Raw genomic sequence first — 19906 nt, forward strand, 5'->3', positions numbered from 1 at the left:
GTTGCTTTTTATTGAGTGATGTCAGAGGGCTTTGTACATGGCAATGCCTACAATTGCGATTAACAGACCGAGTCGGGCTTCTTTGTCATCAATATCACCCATGCTGAGGTTTACAGGTTTCTCTGTGACCTTGTCCCATACTTCCTGGTCCAGTTCTACACCTGCGAGAGTTGCCACTGTTGCCACCTGGTCGCGGGTAAATTCGATGTTGACGGTTAACTTGTCCATGATTATTGATTATTTAGTGATACAGAAAATTGAGCTGATGATAAACACGAGAAAACAGACTGCGGCAACCAAGGTGGCAGATAGGAAAAGGATGATGCCTGTCTTAGTCCTCATCCTGGCGCGGCGTACCTGCCGGTTGATTTTCTCGTCAATGCAGTAGCGTTTTTTATTTTTTTGTCCATGATAGTTGCTAATTGAAAAATAAGTATTACCTTTGCAATGTCTTCAGCGATGAAGATAGGGACAAGGCCGCAAGGCTGTTGTACCGCCTGAGGCCGATTTATCGGCCTTTCTTTTTAGAATTCCATCACTATATTCTCATTTTCGTAGTAATAGAATATTCTGCCACCATATTTTCTTTTGGCTTCTGATAATCGCTTGAATAATTCCGTTGAGCCATGCGGAAAACGGAAAAGAACAGCTTCTGCACCTTGATGCTTCCTTGCATAACTATAATAACCGACGATGTTACCTGTGCCAATAGTGGCTTTTAATTCTGTAGGTATTCCATCAAATCGAATATCGAAAGTTTGTCCCTCTGCTCGGTTGTTTTCGCTCAAAAACTCAACCTTATGACCATTATCAGCCGCAACCTTACACATGCCAAACTCTTTGTTGTATTTGGCTATATCATTGTTGTCTGCTGATTCGTCTGGTATTCTATCCCGCTCTGTCATCACATAACCGTCATTATTTTTCCCGGTATAATTGTGAACCCATACTTGAGGATCATAGCCATGAATTTCTTCACGAAGAGAACGAATGAGACGGCAGGCTGCACAAAGGTCGTTGTCGGGGATGTGAGCCAGGTTGGTCTTGCCCTGGGCGATGTCGCAGTCTCGGCATCGTCGTATGGTGTAGGGGTTGTAGTCTGGCATGGCCTTGCCCTGCTTGCCCGAGTTGAAGCGGAAGATGCCCTTCGTGTCACGCTGCAGGGCTTCCTCTCCGCGTGCGTATGCTTCGGCGGGGTCGGTGGTCGGGTACTTTGATTTGCGCACCTGTGCCACAGTGCAGCGGCAGTTCCAACCATTGGGCGGGTAGTAAGACTCCCAGAACGGGTCGCTGGGCGGCAGCGTGACCCCATCAAGGGCCGCATGTTCCGGACGCACCTTGTCATCGCCGACGGTTCGGTACTGCAGGTTGTATCGGTCGCCGTCGGCCTGTATCTGTTCCCACTTGGCCGCCATGTCGGCTGATGCCTGGACGAAGTTGTACTCCGCCCGCAGGTAGTGGGTGTTGTAGGTTTCGTCGATGGCGTGCACCTCATTCAGGAACGTCTCGAACGGTTTGCGCTCGCCGTTCTCGCCGATGAGCGATGGGAACGCCTCGTTCAGTTCGTGGAACGCCTTGAAGCCCGAGAAGATGAAGTTGGAGCGCTCCAGCCTCTGTCGCATAGCGTCGGACAGCGGAGCCTGCTGCATTGACGAGTTCAGCGCGTCGGCGTGCGTGCTGATGAAGTCGGTCACCTCCGGCTCCTGCATGACCTCCACGCGCAGCATCGCCCCCTCCTGTCGGTAGAGCGCGTGCATCATTCCCTCGAAGGCCTTGCCCACCCGGTCACGGATGCGCTTCTCAATTTCCTCGCGAGGTGAGGCGAAGGTGGCGGTACCCAGGATTTCGGCGTAACGCTGGTGCAGCCCCGCGTAGTCCACGGGGCTCAGTCGAAAAAAGGGCGAACAGTCGCCGCCTGTCGGCTTGTGTTCGTTTCCTCGCTTTCGGTTTTTTTATCGTCCTGTGGCGGCTCTGTGGGCGCGACGGGGGCATTGCTCCGGCGCTCGCCCACCGGCATGCCGTACTTCTCCTCGAAGTATGAGGGGTCAACCTCGTAGTTTTTCAGCACCATCGTCTCGTAGGCCACCTGCTGCTCGGGTGTGTAGTCGATGGAGTAGTCCCAGTCGAAGCGCAGCCCCTTGAGCGGGAAGCCCATGATGATGAGACGCGGGATGAGCTGGCTGTTCACCAAGTCACGTAGCAGGTCGCAGTCAGCCTCTACCAGGTTCTCGAACACCTTGAGGTGTGTTTCCGACTGGCTGAGCGAGCTGCCGTCCTCGATGGTCATTGTCTGCCCGATGATGAGCTTCGACAGTTCCGAGTTGGCTCGGTCGATTCGTCGGTCATAGACATTGAATGCGTCGCCCTTGGAGGACTCGACAATCTCAATCTCGGTTCCCTCGGGCATCACGCCCGACTGGGTGCTACCCATGAGGTCGAGCACCTTCTGGAGCCGGCTGATGTCCTTCTCGTCGCGTGAGGTGGTCTTTGCGATGCGCATGGGCATGCCGAATATCTCAGTGAACGTGTCCCAGAAGCCCATGGCGTTCTTTTTGGGGATGGTCTGCTGTGCCGCCTTGAGGTAGAGGCCGAGGTCGTGCGGTTGCCCGGCTTCGATGACCTGGTTGGCAAACGGTGCCTCATGGTAGTCGATGCCCGACTTCCAGTCATCGCCCATGTTGCGGACCACACGGTGGTATTCGGGAATCACGTGGCGGCGGTCGATGAGCGTCACGCCGTCGAGAGAGAGCAGCCCGTTCTCGGTGCTGACCACATCGCCCAGTTCGATGAGTGAGTGTCCCCAGTAGATACTGTCGAGGGCGAAACGCATGAGTTGCTTGAACCAGGCCTGATCGAAGTAGTCCATTGCCTCTTCGTTCTCGTCGCCGTCGGGTGTGACCAGTTTGAACGAGCGCGAGAGCACGAAGCCCTTGCGCTGCTCTACGCAGCCCGAGAGGTGCGCGTCAATCTCCACGTCGCGGTACACCTGATAGAGGCGCAGTCGGTCGGGGCTGTCCACATTGATGGCCATCTGCCAGGCCCTGCGCCAGTCGCCCAGATCCTGGCGCGTGAGGCTGTCGGTGGTTCGCTGAATGTCCACCATGATCTTGTGCAACTTCTTGCGGTCGGAGTTTCGTGCCAGGTTAAAATCACCGTGCGGCGTGTGCAGCACATACTTGCCGCTGAGGCGGTCTATGATGTCTTGAAAAAGTCCCATGATCTTACCAGTTATTAGTCAGTTTCGGTTCGCTATGAAAGGAGAAACCCTGGAGCGTGTCGCCGGTTTCCTCGTCGGTGGCCAGAGGCAGGTCGGGCACAATCTTGCCTGCCTGCACCCCCTCGAGCCACTTGATGGCGCGGTCGTACCGCTCCTTGCGCACCTCGGTGCCCATCTTCTGCGGCAGCGATGCCGAGAGGTGGTAGAGCGCGATGTCGCAGGCAATCATCACAATGTAGGAGTTGCGCTGCTCGCCGATGGCGTTGAAGATGGCCACGGCGTCATATTTCGGTCGCAGGTAAGAAGCGATTTCCTCGGCGGCCTCATCCTCAGCCTGCCGGCGGTTGGTCTCGCTCACCTGTGAGATGGTCTTCAGCGCATTCTCGCCGATGACCACGCGGTAGTCTTCATCGGTTATAAACATGGCGAGTCGTTGTTAAATGGTTGTGTAAAGTGCAATCTTCTCGACATCGGCAACGGTGGTCCCTTTCTTGAGGAGGCGTTTACGGATGAAGGTTTTGATGTCCTGCTTGGCGATGACGTGCAACTTGCCGCCCAGGAGGATGACCATGTGCTTGCGGTGGGTGATGTGACGGAAGTAGTCGGCCCGCTTCACCGCCCTCTTGTACTTGAATGCGAATATGAGTCGCTTGATGAGATTGAACATATTACCAGGAGTTTTTAGGAATGTGGCTGCGCGGAGTCAGCCTGGGTTGATAAATCTGTTGTCTTGTGTTTCGCTGGAGGAACCAGATGGCTCCCTCGTCGGCATCAGGCGCATCGTCATGGACCCGGCTGCCCCGTTCCAGTGCCAGTGTCTGCTCAATGCCCACCTGCATGTCGGGGCTGTCCTTGAGTGCCTCGTTATAGAACACGAAGCCTCGCTCCCATAGCGGGCTGACCGCCTCGATGCGCTGCACCTTCTCCGGTTTCTTGCGCGTGTCGGGCATTATGGGCAGCTGGTAGCCGCGAATCTCACCCTCGGTGGTGAACTCGTCGAGGATGATGTCCTGCATGAAGTTGGCCTCCATGTAGAACAAAGCCGCCGCTCCCGCCTCGGTGATGCGCTCGTGCAGCTCATAGAGCCACCGCACCATTCCCGAGACCGTGTCCTGCCGGACGTAGGTGTCAATCAGATGAAGTTCATTGCCGAGTTTGCCCCACAGGCGGCACGCCTTGTAGTCGTTGGCCGTGGTCGATTTGAACGACGGGTCGGTGTAGCAGATGAGCTGCTCATACTTGCGCAGCGGTGCCACCTTTTTATATCTAATCCACTCATGCTTGAAGATGCCCCCTGTGCTGATGGGGTTGTGCATCATCTCCTTCTGCCAGGCGCGGTAGCCCACGAAGTCGGCATACTCCTGTGCCTCCTGCTTGGTCCATTTCTCCTTCCACACCGGATTGCCCTTGGCATCGACGGCGCAGATCTTCGAGACATGCACCCCGCGAGTGGCGGCGATGTTGGCCAGCACAGAGGTCTTGCTGATGAGGTTTCCCACCATGATGAAGCGGCCACGGCCCACGTCAAGAGCACCGAAAAGAGCCTCCTTGACCCATTCGGTGAGCTCACGGACACGGCGCTCGTTGCGGCAGAGCTCGTCGTCATCCAGGTCATCGATCACGATGTAGTCAGGTCGTGCCTCACGCTCACGCAGACCGCGTGGCGACTGACCCCGCCCCACAGCCAGGAACTTCACGCCCTGCTTTGTCGAGAACTCGCCCTCCATCCAGTTGCCGAGCGACATCTGCTCGCCGAAGTCGGTGATGATGCGCTTGTTGTACTGGAGCTCCGCCTGAATGTCACCCAGGAGCCGGTCGGCGCTGTCCTCGGACTTGCCGACAATCACCATGAAGTTGATGAGCCGTTGCGGCTGGAACATGAGCCATAATGGCATGAAAATGTCGAAATGGGTTGACTTGGCGTGTCCACGCGGCCACATGAAGACCGCCTTGAGGTTCTGCGTGCTTTTCACCTTGCGTGCCGCCTGGTTGTGGAACGGCGCATTGTGGATGGTACGTATCGCCTTACCTGTGGACTTGTCCCGGAGGATGAGGAAGTGCGGGAAGTAATACTCGCAGAACGCCGCATAGTCACGCAGGAGGCGGCGAATGCGCTGCTCCTTCTGTGTGGCGTCCTCGCGCACCAGGCTTGCCGTGTCGGTCATGCTCTGGATTTGGCGGCAGTGTTCCTCCCAGCGTTCCTGAGCCCGTTTTATCTCGGTGATGGCAGCCATGGTTTAGAGCTCGTTGGCGGTGGTCATGCTGGTCATCTTCTCCTTGAGGAACAAGTTCTGGTACTTGTTGATGGCCTTGATGAGTTCCGGTGTTATCTCCGGATCATAGCAAGCCTGGTCTTGTATCCAGCGGTTGAAAGCCATGAATACCTCGATGGCGTCAACGACGTTGGCCTTCTTGTCGAGTTTCTCGATGACCGATGAGAGTTTTGCCAGACGGTCGCCGAGTCCCGCAATGAGTGTCGGGTCGTCGGACTCGTTGACCGAAGTGATGAGTTTGTCAATCGTCAGGAGGAGTTTGTTCACCAGTTCCGGACGTGTGATGTTCTTGGCGGCGCGTGCCTCCTTCCATCCCTCGCCATTGGCCCACTTCGAGACCGTCTGACGGCTGACCGATATGCGCTCGGCAATTTCGGTCAGTTCCATGCCTGAGAGGAACAGGGTTCGCCCCAGTGCCTTCTTGTTTTCTAATTCTGCCTTATTCATTTCGCGAAAGTCGTTAGCGTTAGTAAAATGTCTTAAAACACGGTGCAAAATTGGGCAAAATGGGGGCGACTGCAAAAGAAGTGTGAAGCGGTTTCATAGAAGTGTGCAAGCGTTTCACACTTATTTGTTCGGTTGGTTTGAAACACCCAATTTTGCGGTGCATTTTAATCATACAGTCGCGATGCAATCGCGACAAAGAACACGAAGATAATGGCAAAAAACAAGAGAGTAAGAATCACCAACGAGCGGTTGAACAGTTACGGTACACGTGTTCTGACCGCCGGCATGGACGTGTCGCAGTATGAGCGGAACCCGGTGCTGCTCTACATGCACGAGCGTGGCCAGGTCATAGGCTATGTGAAAGACCTGAAAGTCGAGGGTGACGAAGTGACCGGCGAACTGATGTTTGACGAGGCCAGCGAGTTGAGCCAGCGTTGCAAAAAGCAATGGGAGTTCGGCTCCTTGAAGATGGTGAGTGTGGGCATCGACGTGCTTGAGTTGAGCGAGGACAAGAAGCACCTCGTCGAGGGGCAGACAAGCCCGACCATCACCCGGAGCAAACTGTTTGAGGTCAGTGTCGTCGACATTGGTGCAAACGATGACGCCATTGTGCTGATGCGAGACGGCAAGCGATTAGAGATGGGCAAGGACGGCGAAAGCCCCCTGCCGAAGTTGAACCATAATAAAAAACAAGACAAGAAGATGAACAAAGAAGAATTTGCCCTGCTGCTGGGTCTGCCGGCAGACGCGAGCGAGGAGGCCATCAAGGCCAAGGTCGCCGAGTTGAAGGCCGCTGCCGCCGAGCGCGAGACACTGGCCAAGGAGAATGACGCGCTGCAGTTGTCGCGCATCGAGTCCGCTGTGGAAGGTGCCATCGCCGAGAAGAAGATCAGCGCCGACAAGAAGGCCCATTTTATTGAGCTCGGTAAAAAGGTCGGCATTGAGAGCCTGAGTGCCACCTTTGACGCCATGAGTGCCCAGGTGAAACTGAGCCAGGTGGTGGGACACCAGGGTGCTACACCTCAGAATAAGACCTGGCAGAAACTGAGCGAAGTGCCCAGCGACAAGATCATGGAGCTGCGCAAGAGCCAGCCCGATGAGTACAAGCGCCTGTTCAAGGCCGAGTACGGCTACGAATGTGAGATTGATGATTAAGTTACAAACCATTTAAGAATATTGAAACATGAAGTTGAAAATGATTTTCACGCTCCTGAGTGCATTGGTGTTCAATGCCGTGATGGGAGCCACCATGGGCGGTGCCGTGGGCATCAATCCCATGACCGGCGCGATTGGCGCCAATGCCGTTGCCGCAGTGTGCGGCATGTTCAATTTGGCTCCCGCAGGATCCTTGCGTGCCGGCGTGCTGACCGAGGTGTGGACCGGTGAGTTGGTCAAGTACCTGCGCCGTGGCCTCGAGGCCACCTTCCTTGACGGCATCCCCGATGCCTCGTCGCTTGCCGAGAACGATGTTATCCACCTCGTTGATGTGGGCGTTGACCCCGATGTGCTGGTTAACAATACCACCTATCCCATCCCCTTGCAGGCACTCAACGACACAGACATCACCATCAGCCTCGACAAGTTCCAGAGCAAGGTGACGCCCATCACCGACGATGAGTTGTACGCTCTGAGTTATGATAAGATGGCTCGCGTCAAGGAGAGTCATGGCAACGCCATCAATGATGCCAAGTTTGCCAAGTCCGCCCATGCGCTGTGTGCCACACAGGACAGTGCGACAACTCCCGTGCTCGTCACCACCGGCGAGCGTGATGCCGACACCGGTCGTCTGAAACTCACAGTGCTGGATGTCATCAACATGAAACGCTCGCTCGACAAGTTGAAGGTACCCTCGCAGAACCGCCGTCTGGTGCTGTGTACCGACCATGTGAATGACTTGCTCGAGACCAGCCAGGCATTCAAGGAGCAATACAACATCAATCGCGCCGACGGCACTGTTGGCCGCCTGTTCGGCTTCGACATCTACGAGTTTGCCAATAACCCGCTGTACACCACTGCAGGCAAAAAGAAAGATGTGGGTGCCGCCGCCAGTACTGGCGAGTTCCAGTGCTCGTTTGCCTTCTACACCCCCCGCGTGTTCAAGTGCACCGGCTCGACCAAGATGTACTACAGCGAGGCCTCGACCGATCCCGAGTACCAGCGTAACAAGATTAACTTCCGCCACTACTTCATCTGCATGCCCAAAAAGGCCGATGCCGGTGTGGTGATGTGCAGCGGTTACCAAGCCTCCTAATCATGCCACGTAAACAGTTGCTATACCTTGTGCTTCATTGCACCGCCACTCCCGAAGGGCGCGAGGTCACTTCCAGTGAGATCCGTCACTGGCACACTGACCCCGAGCCCAAGGGGCGGGGGTGGAAGCAGGTAGGTTACACCGACATGATTCACCTTGACGGCAAGGTTGAGCGCCTGGTGAACAACAACGAGGATGCCTGGGTTGACCCATGGGAGATCACCAACGGAGCCAAAGGCTACAATGCGGTGAGCCGCCATGTGGTGTATGTGGGCGGTGTGGATGCCAATAACAGAAAGAAAGCCAAGGACACCCGCACTGCAGCCCAAAAGGAGGCCCTCAAGAAGTATGTGCTGGACTTCCACAAGAAGTTCCCGCAAGTGAAGATCATCGGCCACTACCAGGTGGCCAACAAGGCGTGTCCGAGTTTCGATGTGCCCAAGTGGCTCAAAGAGATAGGCATCGACCAGAAGTGAAACCGAATAAAAACCGATAAACGATGGACTGGAGCGAAGTGTTGAATGTCATTCTTGGGGGCGGTCTTGCCGCCACCATCATCGCCATCGTGACCCTGCGCAGCACCATGCGCAAGGCCAAGGCTGAGGCCGAGAAAGCCAAGGCTGAGGCCAACACGGTGAACATCACCAACACCGAGCAGGCCACGAGCATATTGGTGAAGAACATTGTTGAACCATTAAGACAGGAACTAGATGCGACCCGCAGAGACCTCGGCGAGACGAAGCGCGAGATGGCTCGTCTTCGCAAGGCGATTGACGATGCCAACAGTTGCAAGTATAGTGATAACTGCCCTGTGCTTAGGCGCATGCAGTACCAGCAAAAAGGCCCAGAGCGCAAGCCAGACCGTAGAGACCCGCCAAAAGGTGGAACGCACGGTGATGGACAGCACAAGGGAGGTGACCGTGGTGCGTCAGCAAGCCGTGACCGTTCCCGAGAGCAAGGTGACGGTGACGATAGTGAAGGACAGCCTCCTGCGGTTGCCCGAGGGCGCGAGTTGGACGGGCCGCAGCGGTCAAGCCAACGTGAACGTGCAGCGCAGGGCTGCCACCGACGGCAAGCCAGAGGTGATAGTCGTGGAGGCTACGTGTGACAGCCTTCAGCTGCAGTGCGAGCGTTATGAGCAGACCATTGCGACCCAGCAGCGAGCGATTGACGCACTGGCCGATGCCAGCTACCGGCTTTATGCCGAGCAGAGCGAGGAAGTGAAAGAGAAGCCTCCCAACGGCATTAAAACGGCGTTAAAATGGCTTTTCACCGGTATTATAATCGGCCTGTTGCTGGGCCGCATCAAAGCGATAAACAAATTTGTTGAACGAATAAAACAGTAAATAATTATGGCATACAGAGATGGAACCGACCTGATTTTGGGCTTTGTCATTGACGAGACGTTCTGGCCCTTAGGCCACTCTACCGGTTGCAAGATCAGCGACTCGAGCGAGACTGGCGAGCGCGTGACCAAAGAAGCGTCAAGCGGCAAGTGGAAAGAGAAATATATCAAGAGCCTTGCCGAGAGCATCCAGGCCGACGGCTTTGTGTACGATGGTGACGATGCAGCGCAGAAGGTGGGCTTGCCCACCCTGAAAGAGGCCTGGCTTGCCGCCAAGCCCGTCAAGGCCCGCTACGCGTACCGCGGCGAGGAGAACACCAAGTATTACGAGGGCGACTATGTCATCACCTCATTGGAGAACGACGGCCAGGCCGGCGACGACGAGAAGTACAGCATCACGCTCGAGAACAGTGGAGCCATCACGCCTCATGTGCCCGCTGGCAATAACGGTTAATGACGATGAAGACCAAGATCATCATAGGAGGCAAGGAATATCCGTGCCGCGTGACCATGGGTGCGCTGCTCCGCTTCAAGCGCGAGACCGGCCATGATGTGAGTACCCTGAACGAGGGCGACGTGGAGGAACTGCTGACGCTGCTGTACCTGTGCGTGCTGAGCGCATGCAAGGCCGACGGCGTGGAGTTCGGGCTGACTCTTGAGGAGTTTGCCGACTCGCTGGATGCCCAGGAGATGAACTCCTTCTATGCCAGCATGGCTTCGGGTGCTGAAAAAAAAACGGTGAAGAAGGCGGCGAAGTAGCCGACATCGAGGAACTGTTAGGACTTGCGCTGGGGTGCATCGGGATGAGCATTGATGACTTTGCCCGGTGCACCCCGGCTGAGTTTTGGCAGGTTGCCGAACAGTGGCGCAAGCGTGCTGAGACTGTCGAGCGTGGCGAGTGGGAGCGCAGCCGCTGGTTGGCGATGTGCATGTTGCAGCCGTGGAGCAAGAAACAACTCAAGGCAGAGGACGTGTGCGTGTTCCCATGGGAGAAGAAACAAGAAACGCCGCCCGAGCGGCAACTGAGTGCCGAGGAGCAGCGTGTGCGTTATGAGGCAGCGAAGAGGCGATACGGCATCGGTTAACGGTGCTCTTTGCCGTGACGTTTCCCGTGTTCAGCCTCATCCCATTGGCCTTTGAAAATGAAATAGCCAAGGATACCGCCAACAATCATACATAATATGGCAATATATGGCCCCATGTCGAAAATGCTTTACATTGTTTTGACTGGTGCAAATATACAAAGTTTAATTGAAATGACAAAATGGACAAGACGGTAAAATTCAAGATTGAACTTGAAACCAATGGTCAGAAGGTGCTTCATGATGTGACTGTAAGTACAGGTGAACTTCGTGACGCGCTTGTTGAGGTTGGCAAAGAGGCGAAGCTGAGTGCGGAGAAGATGACCTCATTGGCATCTACCAGCATGATGGTTGATGCGCTTACCAATGTGGTCGATCGTCTATGCTCGTCCGTAAATGGCCTTGCCGATGACTGGAACTCATTTGACAAAGGAATGCGAGCCGTGAACACGATGGCCGGCAAGAATGCTGAGGACTTGGGCAAACTTAAAGACCAGGTTGCCGCACTTGGCAATGAGATACCCAAGACCAAAGAGGAGTTGTCTGCCGGTTTGTACCAGGTCATCAGTAACGGAGTCCCTGAAAATAACTGGATAGCATTTCTTGAGCAGAGTGCTAAAGCCAGTGTGGGTGGTATCGCCGACCTTGGTCAAACTGTTACCGTCACCAGCACCATCATTAAGAACTATGGTCTCGAGTGGGATAAAGCAGGAGAGATTCAGGATAAGATACAGATGACCGCCAAGAACGGTGTGACCAGTTTCGAGCAGTTGGCGGCTGCCTTGCCTCGTGTGAGCGGTAACGCTGCCACGCTTGGCGTGAGTATCGATGAATTGATGGCCACTTTTGCAACCCTTACTGGTGTATCTGGTAACACCGCCGAAGTCAGCACCCAACTTGCCGCTGTTTTCACCGCTCTTGTCAAACCATCGAGTGAAGCGACCAAGATGGCGCAGGAGATGGGCATCCAGTTTGATGCAGCCGCCATCCGTGCACAAGGTGGTATGCGCAACTTCTTGACCCAGTTGGATGCCGACATCACCAAGTATGCCAGTGCCCACAACATGCTCAAGGAGGAAATATACGGCAAGTTGTTCGGTAGTGCTGAGTCGTTGCGTGCTCTCACCCCGTTGACCGGTGAGCTCGCCAGCAAGTTCAGCGAGAACGTTGACGCGATGGCTGGCAGCGAGGGCACCATTGAGCAAGCCTTCGAGAATATGGCTGGCAGTGGTGAGAGCGTCACCCAGATGCTGCGTAACCAGCTCAGCACGATGTTTGACTGGGCGGGTAGTATTGCCAGCACCATACAGCCGTACCTTACATTTATAGCCATCGGTGGGCAGGCAATAACCGGCATCATGTTGCTCGGCAAAGCCCTCGGAACCGCGACGGCAGCTATTAGATCCTTTGCAGTGGCTCAACGTTCAGGTGCAGCGGCTACCGCCTTGGCAACCCTGCATGAGCGCATCTCCACCGTTGCCCGTAACATGCTGACCGCTGCCACAGGTTCCGCTACCGTATCTACCACAGCGTTGACCGTGGCCACCATAGCACTCTATGCCGCCCTCACCATGGGACTCTCGGCAGTTATCACCGGCTTGGTGGCGTTATTCTCCAGCCTTGGCGATGAGACGGACGAACTGGATGACAAGACCCGCAGCCTCATAGATGCCGAGGAACGAGCCAAGCGTGAGAGTGAGGCCGCCGACCAAATGCGCGATCAAGAGAAGAAGACCCTCGAGAACCTCCGCGCAGAACTGGAGATGAATATAGCCAAGACCAAGGACTTCAAAGGTTCTAAAGCCGACGAGAAGAAGATTGTCGATGAACTGAACAACACCTATGGCGCAACCATGGGCTATTTCTCCAGTGTTGCCGATTGGTACAAGGCTCTTGTCGCCAACAGTGAGGCTTACTGCAAGCAGATGATCATCGAGGCTCGCACCCGAATGCTCGCCAATCAGATTGCACAAGCTGAGCAGGCAAACTATGACATCACCCATAATGAGGATGGCTCCACGCGGTATTATAGCACCACCAGAAAAAGCCACACAGAGGTTGATTGGGATAATGGTTACACCGATGCTGATGGCAAGTGGTATCCTGGTTCTAAAACGGTGTACGATAAATCAGACCAACAGAAGGCCCAAGAGGCATATAACGCCAATATCAAGCGCATTAACAACCTCAAAGGTCAGATGCAAGCCCTTGTTAAGGAGAGTGGCAACATTAAGATGCCAGTCATGGGCAACCCTAATCGTCCGGCTCCGCCGACAGGTGGCGGCGCAGGATCAGGCGGTAGCTCCAAGGGCGATAAGAACAAAAACAACACCAACACCGATAAGGAGAAGACGCGCCAGCAGGAACTCAACAAGCTCATCAGTGATGCGCAAAACGAGTATGTCGATGCCAGCGAGACCGAGCGTGCAGAGATAGCCAAGAAGATTGTCGCTTACCGTGCCGAACTCGACCTGATAGAGACCCTGCAGAAGAAGGCGATGGTTCCCGAGGAACTTAAAACCATCCAGGACATCGACGATGCCCTCGCATACCAGCAAGCCCTGCGCAAGCACGCCAACAAAGAGAATATTGCCGACATTGATGCCGAGATTGACAAGCTGGAACAGCAACGCGCCGAGATGCAGCGTCCCGCCCAACTCAAATCATTGGAGGACATCGACGCTGAGATCACCTACCAGCAGAGCCTACGCAAACGTGCCACCGCCGAGACGATAGGCGGAATAGATGCCGAGATTGAGAGGCTGGAAAGATTGCGTAAGACCTTGGAGCGTTCTGGCCATAAGGAGTTGGCCATAAAAGAGATTGCAACCTACGAGCAACTTGACAAGGAACTCGCATATTATACTGACCTGCTCAACACCTCGAGTGAGAAAGACCGTGCCAGCATACAGCAACGCATCAATGCGCTGAATGAGTTGCGCCAGACTTGGGATGAGGCTCTTGCCGAGTTGAAGAAGCCAGGCGAGATTGCCACGCTTGACACGACGGAGAAACTTGATGAAGCCGTCACTTACTATCAGGCCAAGCAGAAAAAAGCCACTGGCGAGGAGGTTGACAACATAGGCAAGACGATTGCGGCATTAGAGCGCAAGCGTGCCGCTATGCTGCGAGGAACTGACCTGCAGGAACAGTTGCGCGATGCCAATGCGACGAATGCTTTGAGCGGTCGCGAGTATCGTGTGAAGGTTAGCGGCATGGGCTTCGACGCTTTGACGGAGAAGATCCGTGACCTGCAGATGATGTTGAGCGACACCGAGAACCCCGTGACCGGTGCTCAGCGGAAGGACATCGAGGAACTGATCAAGATATATGAGAAGTGGCGCAAAGAGAGCGTGAAGTCGATGGACACAGTGAAGAAAGGCTGGTCGAGTCTGAAAGGCGTGGGAGACAGCGTTGAAGGCATCACAGACGCATTGAAAGGCAACGGCGATGCCTGGCAGAAGGTGACGGCTGTGATAGACGGTGTGCTGCAGTTGTATGACTCCTTTTCCGGCATCATCGAGATAATCCAGATGCTGACCATGGCAACACAAGGCCACACAGCCGCTAAGGCTGTTGAGGCAGCAACTGTCACTGAAGGGGCGGCCATGGAGGTGGGTGCCACCACCAGTGTAGCCGAAGCCAACATCGTTGAAGCCAACAGTGCTGTTGCCGCCGCTGCCGCCGAGACCATGAAAGCCCATGCAAGCATACCATGGGTGGGTATCGCCATCGGTGCCGGCATGGTGGCCACGATGCTTGGTCTGCTTTTCGCCTTGCCGAAGTTTGCCGACGGCGGTCTGGCCTACGGTCCGACTTTGGGTTTGTTCGGTGAGTATGCCGGAGCGAGCAATAACCCCGAGGTAGTTGCCCCGTTGAGCAAGTTGAAAGGAATGCTTGCCGATGTGGGCGGTTTAGGTGGAGGCCGCGTTGTGTTCAAGATTGAGGGGCGCACCCTGGTGGGCATCTTGAAGAAAGAGACCACCCATCAAGCCCGCACCAAATAACAACTAAACAGAGAGACCATGGCAAGAACAATGCAAACGATATACAGCGCCAGGATCAGGAGCGAGCGCGAGACCGTGTGGGACATCCATGTGAAGAGCAGCCTCGGTGACATGCTGGACAAACGCCGCGACGTGGCCCTGCTTCGCGAGGGTGCCGCGGTGATAGAATGGGGTGAGGTGGGCAAGCTCGACCCGGTTGCTGGCAGTTCCTTGACTTTGACCCTGCTGAGCGAGAGGGACAGGGAGTTCCTGTGGCTGTGGCAGGTGGAGGTGGGGACGGTGCGCTGTGACGTGTACCGCAACGGCTCGTTGTACTGGAGCGGCGTGCTTGACACCGAGCTCTATGAGGAACCTTACACCTGGGTGAGCGACTATGAGGTTGCCGTGACCTTCAGCGACCTCGCTGTGCTTGACCGCTTGAAATGGAGCGGCGAGGGCCTGTGGACCGTGCGAGGTGTGATAGACCACTGCATCAGTGAGTGCGGTGTGAACGTGAGCGGCTTGCAGCTGCAGCACTCCCTGTGCTCCTACAGCAGTGGCAACGATGACACCCCGATAGACCTCTCCACCCTGAAAGTCAATGCCGCCAACTTCTATGACGAGGACGGCGAGGCGATGACCTTGCGCGAGGTTCTTGAAGCCGTGCTTCAACCTCTCGCCTTGCGGATTACCCAGAAAGGCGGCAGGCTGTGGCTCCAGGACCTCCACTCATTGGCCACCAAGGCACCCACCCGCCAGGTCGAGTGGCTTGCCGATGACGGCGTGCTTGGCGTTGACAAAGTATATAACAATATGAAGGTGACCTTCTCGCCATACGGTGACAGCAAGCTGATCGACGGCAGCGTGGACCATGACGATGTGCTGAAAGGCAGCGTAGCCTCCACCACATTCATGACCGGCAACAACTGGAATGAGGCCGCCGAGGGTTTCAAGCTGACCTATGGCGAGCAGGACGGCCTTGGCCTTACCCTGCAGAACGGCGCCAAGTGGTACAGGATAGACAGCGTGTGGAGCGGCAGCGACGAGGCTGGTGTGTTGTGGGCGTACCGCGGCAGCACAGCCTATGGCTATAACACGCTGCACTGCAACAACAGCATGCCCAGGGCGATGCAGAACGGCCAATGTGTGGCCGTGCCAATCATCACCAGCGGCAGAGTGTGGGTGGGTCAAGGCAACAGCATCTATCATCAGTTGAAGGTGACGCTGAGCGTCCTCGCCGACGTGAGATACAACCCCTTCGAGAGCGAGGCCAAGGAGAACGAGGAAGGCAACTGGCAGCGCCTGAAAGACTGGGTGAACTTCGCCTACGTCCCCGTGATGCTCCGCCTTCGTGATGCCAACGGCACGGTGCTTTACCACTACGAGAACAACGGCGTGCAGGAGAGCAACGGCTGGGAGCATACGGCACAGAACAGCGGCTGGGTTGCCGGTGACGGCGCTTGGGGCTGCATGTGGCTGTGCTACTATGACCAGGAAGACCGCAAGAGCGCGAGCGGCCTGGGCGGCTGGAAAAAGAACCGCCCGATTATCGGCTACTATCGTGGTGGCCTGCCCAAACGGTTCACCGCGATGGGCGAGGGCGAGTACATCAAACTGCCGCCTGTGGCCGGCTGGCTTGAACTTGAGGTGGGCCGCGGTCTGTACCAGTTCGACTACAAGCGTGAGGAGAAGGACATCTACTCGCGTCTGCGCTGGCTGATGTATAAAGCCCCGACCATCGAGATTGTGAAAGCCGACGGCACCAAGACCGAGCAGAACGATGTGGAGGACAGCGCATGGCTGTTGCGTGCCGCTCAGGAGACCCTCGAGATTGACACAAGCGTGGGCACTACAGGAACCCGCCGTTTCCTGCCCAACTGCAAGGGCGTGCTGCTTGACAGCAACGCCTCACCTGTGCGCACCCTGGGCCGTGCCGGAGTGAACGACCGCGTGGAGCGTCTGCTGATAGGGACCGCCTACAGCCAGTACGGCAGCCGACACCAGACTCTGGGCGGCAGTGTGCGTCTGCTGCATGAGATGCGCGCCTTGACCGATGCCACCAGTGAGGGTCGCTACATGGTGCTTAGCGAGGTTCAGACCCTTGTGGAGGACAAGAGCGAGGTGCTGCTGTGTGAGGTGAGCGAGGACAACTACGAGGGCATAGAATGGGAAAACAACTAACGACAAGGGACAATGAGCAAGAAACAATATACAGTTACAACCGTTGAGCGCACAGCCCAACCGAGAAGCAAACGCCGTCAGGGGACATCCGGTTCCGGCGGTGGCGGCAGTGTGACCGTTGGCGGCCAAAGTGAGAGCGGCGCAACAGAGAGTGCCGAACTTGCGGCCCAAGCGCACAGCCATGCCAACAAGCCCCTGCTTGACTCGCTGAGCGAAGTGGATGGCTACCTGCTGCTGCGCCAGAAAGCCGAGGATGCCGATGAGAGCGAGCAGGGCAAGGTCAAGGCCGGCTATGCCGACGGGGCCGGCGTGGCCGATGAGGCCAAGTCGTTGAGTGCCGACAGCGATGCGTGGGACAAATTCCTGCGCAAGGACGTAGAAGACACGGCACAAGCCAGGCTACACCTCCCCGAGGGCATCGACAGCGGCGACTATGAGGCCGGCGGTACCGGCTTCGGTCTCACGAAAGACGCTGATGGCAACTGGCAGCTGGAGGTTGACCAGTTGCATGTGCGGCAGAAGTTGAGTGCCGTGGAACTGGAGATCCAGAAGATGAGCCATGTGGGCGGTGTGATTGTTGCCAGTGCCGCATTGATGGTCGTGAGCCGTGTGGAGCCAGGAGAAGGTGTGCTTGTGGACGGCGTGAGCGTCGTTCCCTGGTATAAATGCTACTTCAACCGCGAGGACGCTGCCGGCAATCAGGTGGTGCGCACCTTTGAGGTTGGCGACCTTGCCCGTTGCCAGACGTTTCATTACCGTCAGAGCAAGAACACGCAGAACAAATACTACTGGCGCAAGGTGGTTGCCGTTGGTGACGACTGGGTGTCGCTGGGCAATCTGCCTGGAGAGTATGCCAGTGAGAGCGACTGGCCCGAAGCCGGTGACCATGTGGTGCTGCTTGGCAATGAGAACGACAGCAGCCGCCAGAACGCCATTGTGATAGCCGGTGCCGGAACGGGCAATCCCTATGTGCGCATATATACCGGCATCAACAGTTTCACACTACCCACTGCCGAGGCCCAGTTAAGCCCTTATGGCTCCTGGATCACAGTGACCGACCGCAACGGCAATAGGGTGCGCCTTGATGAACTGGTGAGCAGCCTTGAGGGCATGGTCACCGCAGCCCAAGACCAGGCCGACCAGATGATAGAGATGTGGTTCGGCGACGTTGCCCCCACGTTGCAGAACGCTCCAGCCGTGGACTGGACAGATGCTGACACCAAGGTCTTGCATGAAGGCGACCTGTACTACAATCGTGGAGCCCTGTCGAGCGGTGGTGGCAGAGCGTGGGTGTGGCAGCAGGTGGAGAATGTCTGGACCTGGAATGAACTTACCGACCGCGACGTGCTTGCCTCGCTGGAAGCGGCAGCCAGAGCGCAGGACACCGCCGACGGCAAGCGGAGGGTGTTCGTCGGGCAGCCCCGCGCCCCGTATGATGAGGGTGACCTGTGGGTGAATGCCACCTATCCCGCCATTGTTGACACCGGCAATGACAGCATACAAACGCAGTGGTATGACACCGTCACCGACAAAGCCTATAGCGGTGGCGAGATATTCAACAACGATATTGTGCGTTGCAAGACCGCCAAGGCCAGCGGGTCGTCGTTCAGCGTGTGGGACTGGGAACCGGTGCAGGAGATGACCACGAGCAAGATCACGCAGACGGCCAACAGCATCGCCCTTGAGGTTATCAATACAAACGTGCTTGCCGGCTTGCGCAAGATTGGCATCTATATTAACGGCGAGGACGACAAAATCCTGCTTAGTGCCGCGACTACCGAGGTGAGCGATGATCTTGTGGTCAAAAGGCTTGAGACCCGTCCTACCGAAGGACAGGCTCGTGTCGTGATAGCCGGCAGTACGATGGACGTTTACGGTCAGGGCGGTCAGCGCAACATTCAGTTCGGTGTTGATGCCAATGGCTATGCTGTGCTCAAGTATTTCAACAACAATGGGCAGATGCTCTATGACCTTGGCCCTAATGGCATGAACTGGAACAATGTGACCGAAGAGCGGTTTGACTCAAGTAGTGTGGTGTTCATTTCACTTGACACAACGTCAGACGGAGACCATAGTGAGGCCACGACAAACGCGGTCAATATATACCGCTATCAAGCGAAAAGCATCAACGGCGTGATATCCGGCGGTTCTTACAGCAACCACGATGCCAGTCTCGCATCTGCCGCGAACGGCTTGTATTTCATTAGCCAGAGCATAGTCAACAACGGAGAGCTTGACACGACCCAACTTGTGAACGGGCTTTATCGACCTGTTGCCAGCAGGATAACCACATTCGACAATATAGAGAAATTCGGCACAATCGACGAAGCCAAGGACGAGTTGCGTCAAAACTATGGTCTTACGCAAGCAGAGATAGATGCTTTCGACTGGTCGTTGGATGAAACAGCGGCAGTGATGACCATGAAATACCCAATATATTGGCAGATATACTGGTCATTCACGAATGGCTGCCTTACTGCGCAAGTGACACAATTCTGGCAAAACATAGAAGTTGAGAAATGAGTGTAAAGAACATCAAGATAAGGTTGAGTGCCGACAATCGCAGTAACGGCGGCTTGGTGCGCGTGCGTGTGGTGGGCGGCAGTGCCGTGCAGGACGGAGCTTACAGCAAGTACATTCCCGAGATAGTCGCCCATGCGTTGACGATGATCGGTCCCGTTACCGACGAGTGTTTCACCTATACCTTACCTTTCAAACTATCATAGCGACATGGCACAGAACGAGAACCAGAATATTGACCGCTTGTATATCGCCGAGAAGCAGACCGGCGAGCGGGTTACAGCCGGCGAGTTCAACAGTCTTCCCGAGAAAATAAACGAGATTGTTGACCGCCTCAACGGCATCCCCGAGGAAACCAAGCAGCAGATCAGCGCGGCATTGACCACCTTGAACAATGTGCGACCGATGAGCACCGCCGAGTACCTGGCACTGGGCTCATGGGACACGCGGGTGTGGTACGTGTGCATCGACGACGGTGAGATCCAGAGCCTGAATCTGGGTCTGTTCACCGTGGCAAGCAGGGAGGGCACGCCCTTGATCAAGGGCTTCCCACTGACCTTCCCCATCATTTTCTAATGACATTATAACAGCATTAAAACGATAA

19 protein-coding genes are annotated in these 19906 nt (G+C 55.8%); 12 read left to right on the forward strand and 7 right to left on the reverse strand.

The genetic code is table 11. The annotated features are described in order from the left end of the window. Positions 1-21: 21 nt before the first annotated feature. The 7 genes from ACKI3C_RS04465 to ACKI3C_RS04495 all read right to left on the reverse strand — a co-directional run bounded on the left by ACKI3C_RS04465 (position 22) and on the right by ACKI3C_RS04495 (position 5937). On the reverse strand, positions 22-228 hold the full coding sequence (locus ACKI3C_RS04465; RefSeq protein ID WP_407402467.1) for a hypothetical protein: 207 nt from the start codon (positions 226-228) through the stop codon (positions 22-24). A gap of 296 nt (positions 229-524) precedes the next feature. Continuing rightward, positions 525-1760, reverse strand: coding sequence for a phage minor head protein (locus ACKI3C_RS04470; protein WP_407402511.1), 1236 nt, complete (start codon positions 1758-1760; stop codon positions 525-527). 125 nt (positions 1761-1885) lie between these two features. After that, the gene (locus tag ACKI3C_RS04475) at positions 1886-3217 is read right to left on the reverse strand and encodes a DUF935 family protein (protein WP_407402469.1); all 1332 of its coding nucleotides are present in this window, start codon (positions 3215-3217) and stop codon (positions 1886-1888) included. Positions 3218-3221: 4 nt separating this feature from the next. Continuing rightward, positions 3222-3641 carry a phage protein Gp36 family protein gene (locus ACKI3C_RS04480; protein WP_407402471.1) on the reverse strand — a complete coding sequence of 140 codons (420 nt, stop codon included), beginning with the start codon at positions 3639-3641 and terminating at the stop codon, positions 3222-3224. A gap of 12 nt (positions 3642-3653) precedes the next feature. Next, on the reverse strand, positions 3654-3884 hold the full coding sequence (locus ACKI3C_RS04485) for a hypothetical protein (protein ID WP_407402473.1): 231 nt from the start codon (positions 3882-3884) through the stop codon (positions 3654-3656). 1 nt (position 3885) lies between these two features. Then, on the reverse strand, positions 3886-5451 hold the full coding sequence (locus tag ACKI3C_RS04490; protein ID WP_407402475.1) for a hypothetical protein: 1566 nt from the start codon (positions 5449-5451) through the stop codon (positions 3886-3888). Between the two features lie 3 nt (positions 5452-5454). Then, a complete protein-coding gene (locus tag ACKI3C_RS04495; RefSeq protein ID WP_407402477.1) occupies positions 5455-5937 on the reverse strand; it encodes a terminase gpP N-terminus-related DNA-binding protein in 483 nt (160 codons plus the stop codon). Between the two features lie 210 nt (positions 5938-6147). Here ACKI3C_RS04495 and ACKI3C_RS04500 point away from each other — a divergent pair, with 210 nt between their 5' ends. From ACKI3C_RS04500 to ACKI3C_RS04555, 12 genes are all read left to right on the forward strand, one after another. Then, positions 6148-7092, forward strand: coding sequence for an HK97 family phage prohead protease (locus ACKI3C_RS04500; protein ID WP_407402479.1), 945 nt, complete (start codon positions 6148-6150; stop codon positions 7090-7092). Positions 7093-7120: 28 nt separating this feature from the next. Then, positions 7121-8188: a hypothetical protein gene (locus ACKI3C_RS04505; RefSeq protein ID WP_407402481.1), complete on the forward strand. Its 1068-nt coding sequence runs from the start codon at positions 7121-7123 to the stop codon at positions 8186-8188. Between the two features lie 2 nt (positions 8189-8190). Further along, positions 8191-8664 (forward strand): N-acetylmuramoyl-L-alanine amidase, encoded by a 474-nt coding sequence (locus ACKI3C_RS04510; RefSeq protein WP_407402483.1) that lies wholly within the window; start codon positions 8191-8193, stop codon positions 8662-8664. Positions 8665-8964: 300 nt separating this feature from the next. Further along, entirely contained in the window at positions 8965-9534 is a 570-nt protein-coding gene (locus tag ACKI3C_RS04515) for a hypothetical protein (RefSeq protein ID WP_407402485.1), read from the forward strand. Positions 9535-9540: 6 nt separating this feature from the next. After that, complete coding sequence (locus ACKI3C_RS04520; protein ID WP_407402487.1) at positions 9541-9987, forward strand: phage tail tube protein; 447 nt, start codon at positions 9541-9543, stop codon at positions 9985-9987. A 5-nt stretch (positions 9988-9992) separates the two neighbouring features. Then, a complete protein-coding gene (locus ACKI3C_RS04525; RefSeq protein ID WP_407402489.1) occupies positions 9993-10292 on the forward strand; it encodes a hypothetical protein in 300 nt (99 codons plus the stop codon). Positions 10293-10336: 44 nt separating this feature from the next. Then, a complete protein-coding gene (locus ACKI3C_RS04530) occupies positions 10337-10618 on the forward strand; it encodes a hypothetical protein (protein WP_407402491.1) in 282 nt (93 codons plus the stop codon). A gap of 179 nt (positions 10619-10797) precedes the next feature. Further along, positions 10798-14622: a phage tail tape measure protein gene (locus ACKI3C_RS04535; RefSeq protein WP_407402493.1), complete on the forward strand. Its 3825-nt coding sequence runs from the start codon at positions 10798-10800 to the stop codon at positions 14620-14622. 30 nt (positions 14623-14652) lie between these two features. Then, positions 14653-16782, forward strand: a complete 2130-nt coding sequence (locus tag ACKI3C_RS04540; RefSeq protein WP_407402495.1) for a hypothetical protein — start codon at positions 14653-14655, stop codon at positions 16780-16782. 12 nt (positions 16783-16794) lie between these two features. After that, complete coding sequence (locus tag ACKI3C_RS04545; RefSeq protein WP_407402497.1) at positions 16795-19305, forward strand: hypothetical protein; 2511 nt, start codon at positions 16795-16797, stop codon at positions 19303-19305. Next, complete coding sequence (locus tag ACKI3C_RS04550) at positions 19302-19508, forward strand: hypothetical protein (protein ID WP_407402499.1); 207 nt, start codon at positions 19302-19304, stop codon at positions 19506-19508. Before ACKI3C_RS04545 ends, ACKI3C_RS04550 begins: the two co-directional genes overlap by 4 nt. Positions 19509-19512: 4 nt before the next feature. After that, positions 19513-19878 (forward strand): hypothetical protein, encoded by a 366-nt coding sequence (locus ACKI3C_RS04555; RefSeq protein ID WP_407402501.1) that lies wholly within the window; start codon positions 19513-19515, stop codon positions 19876-19878. Positions 19879-19906 lie beyond the last annotated feature (28 nt).

It is taken from the genome of Sodaliphilus sp. (assembly GCF_045598405.1).
Classification (GTDB): Bacteria; Bacteroidota; Bacteroidia; order Bacteroidales; family Muribaculaceae; genus Sodaliphilus; species Sodaliphilus limicaballi.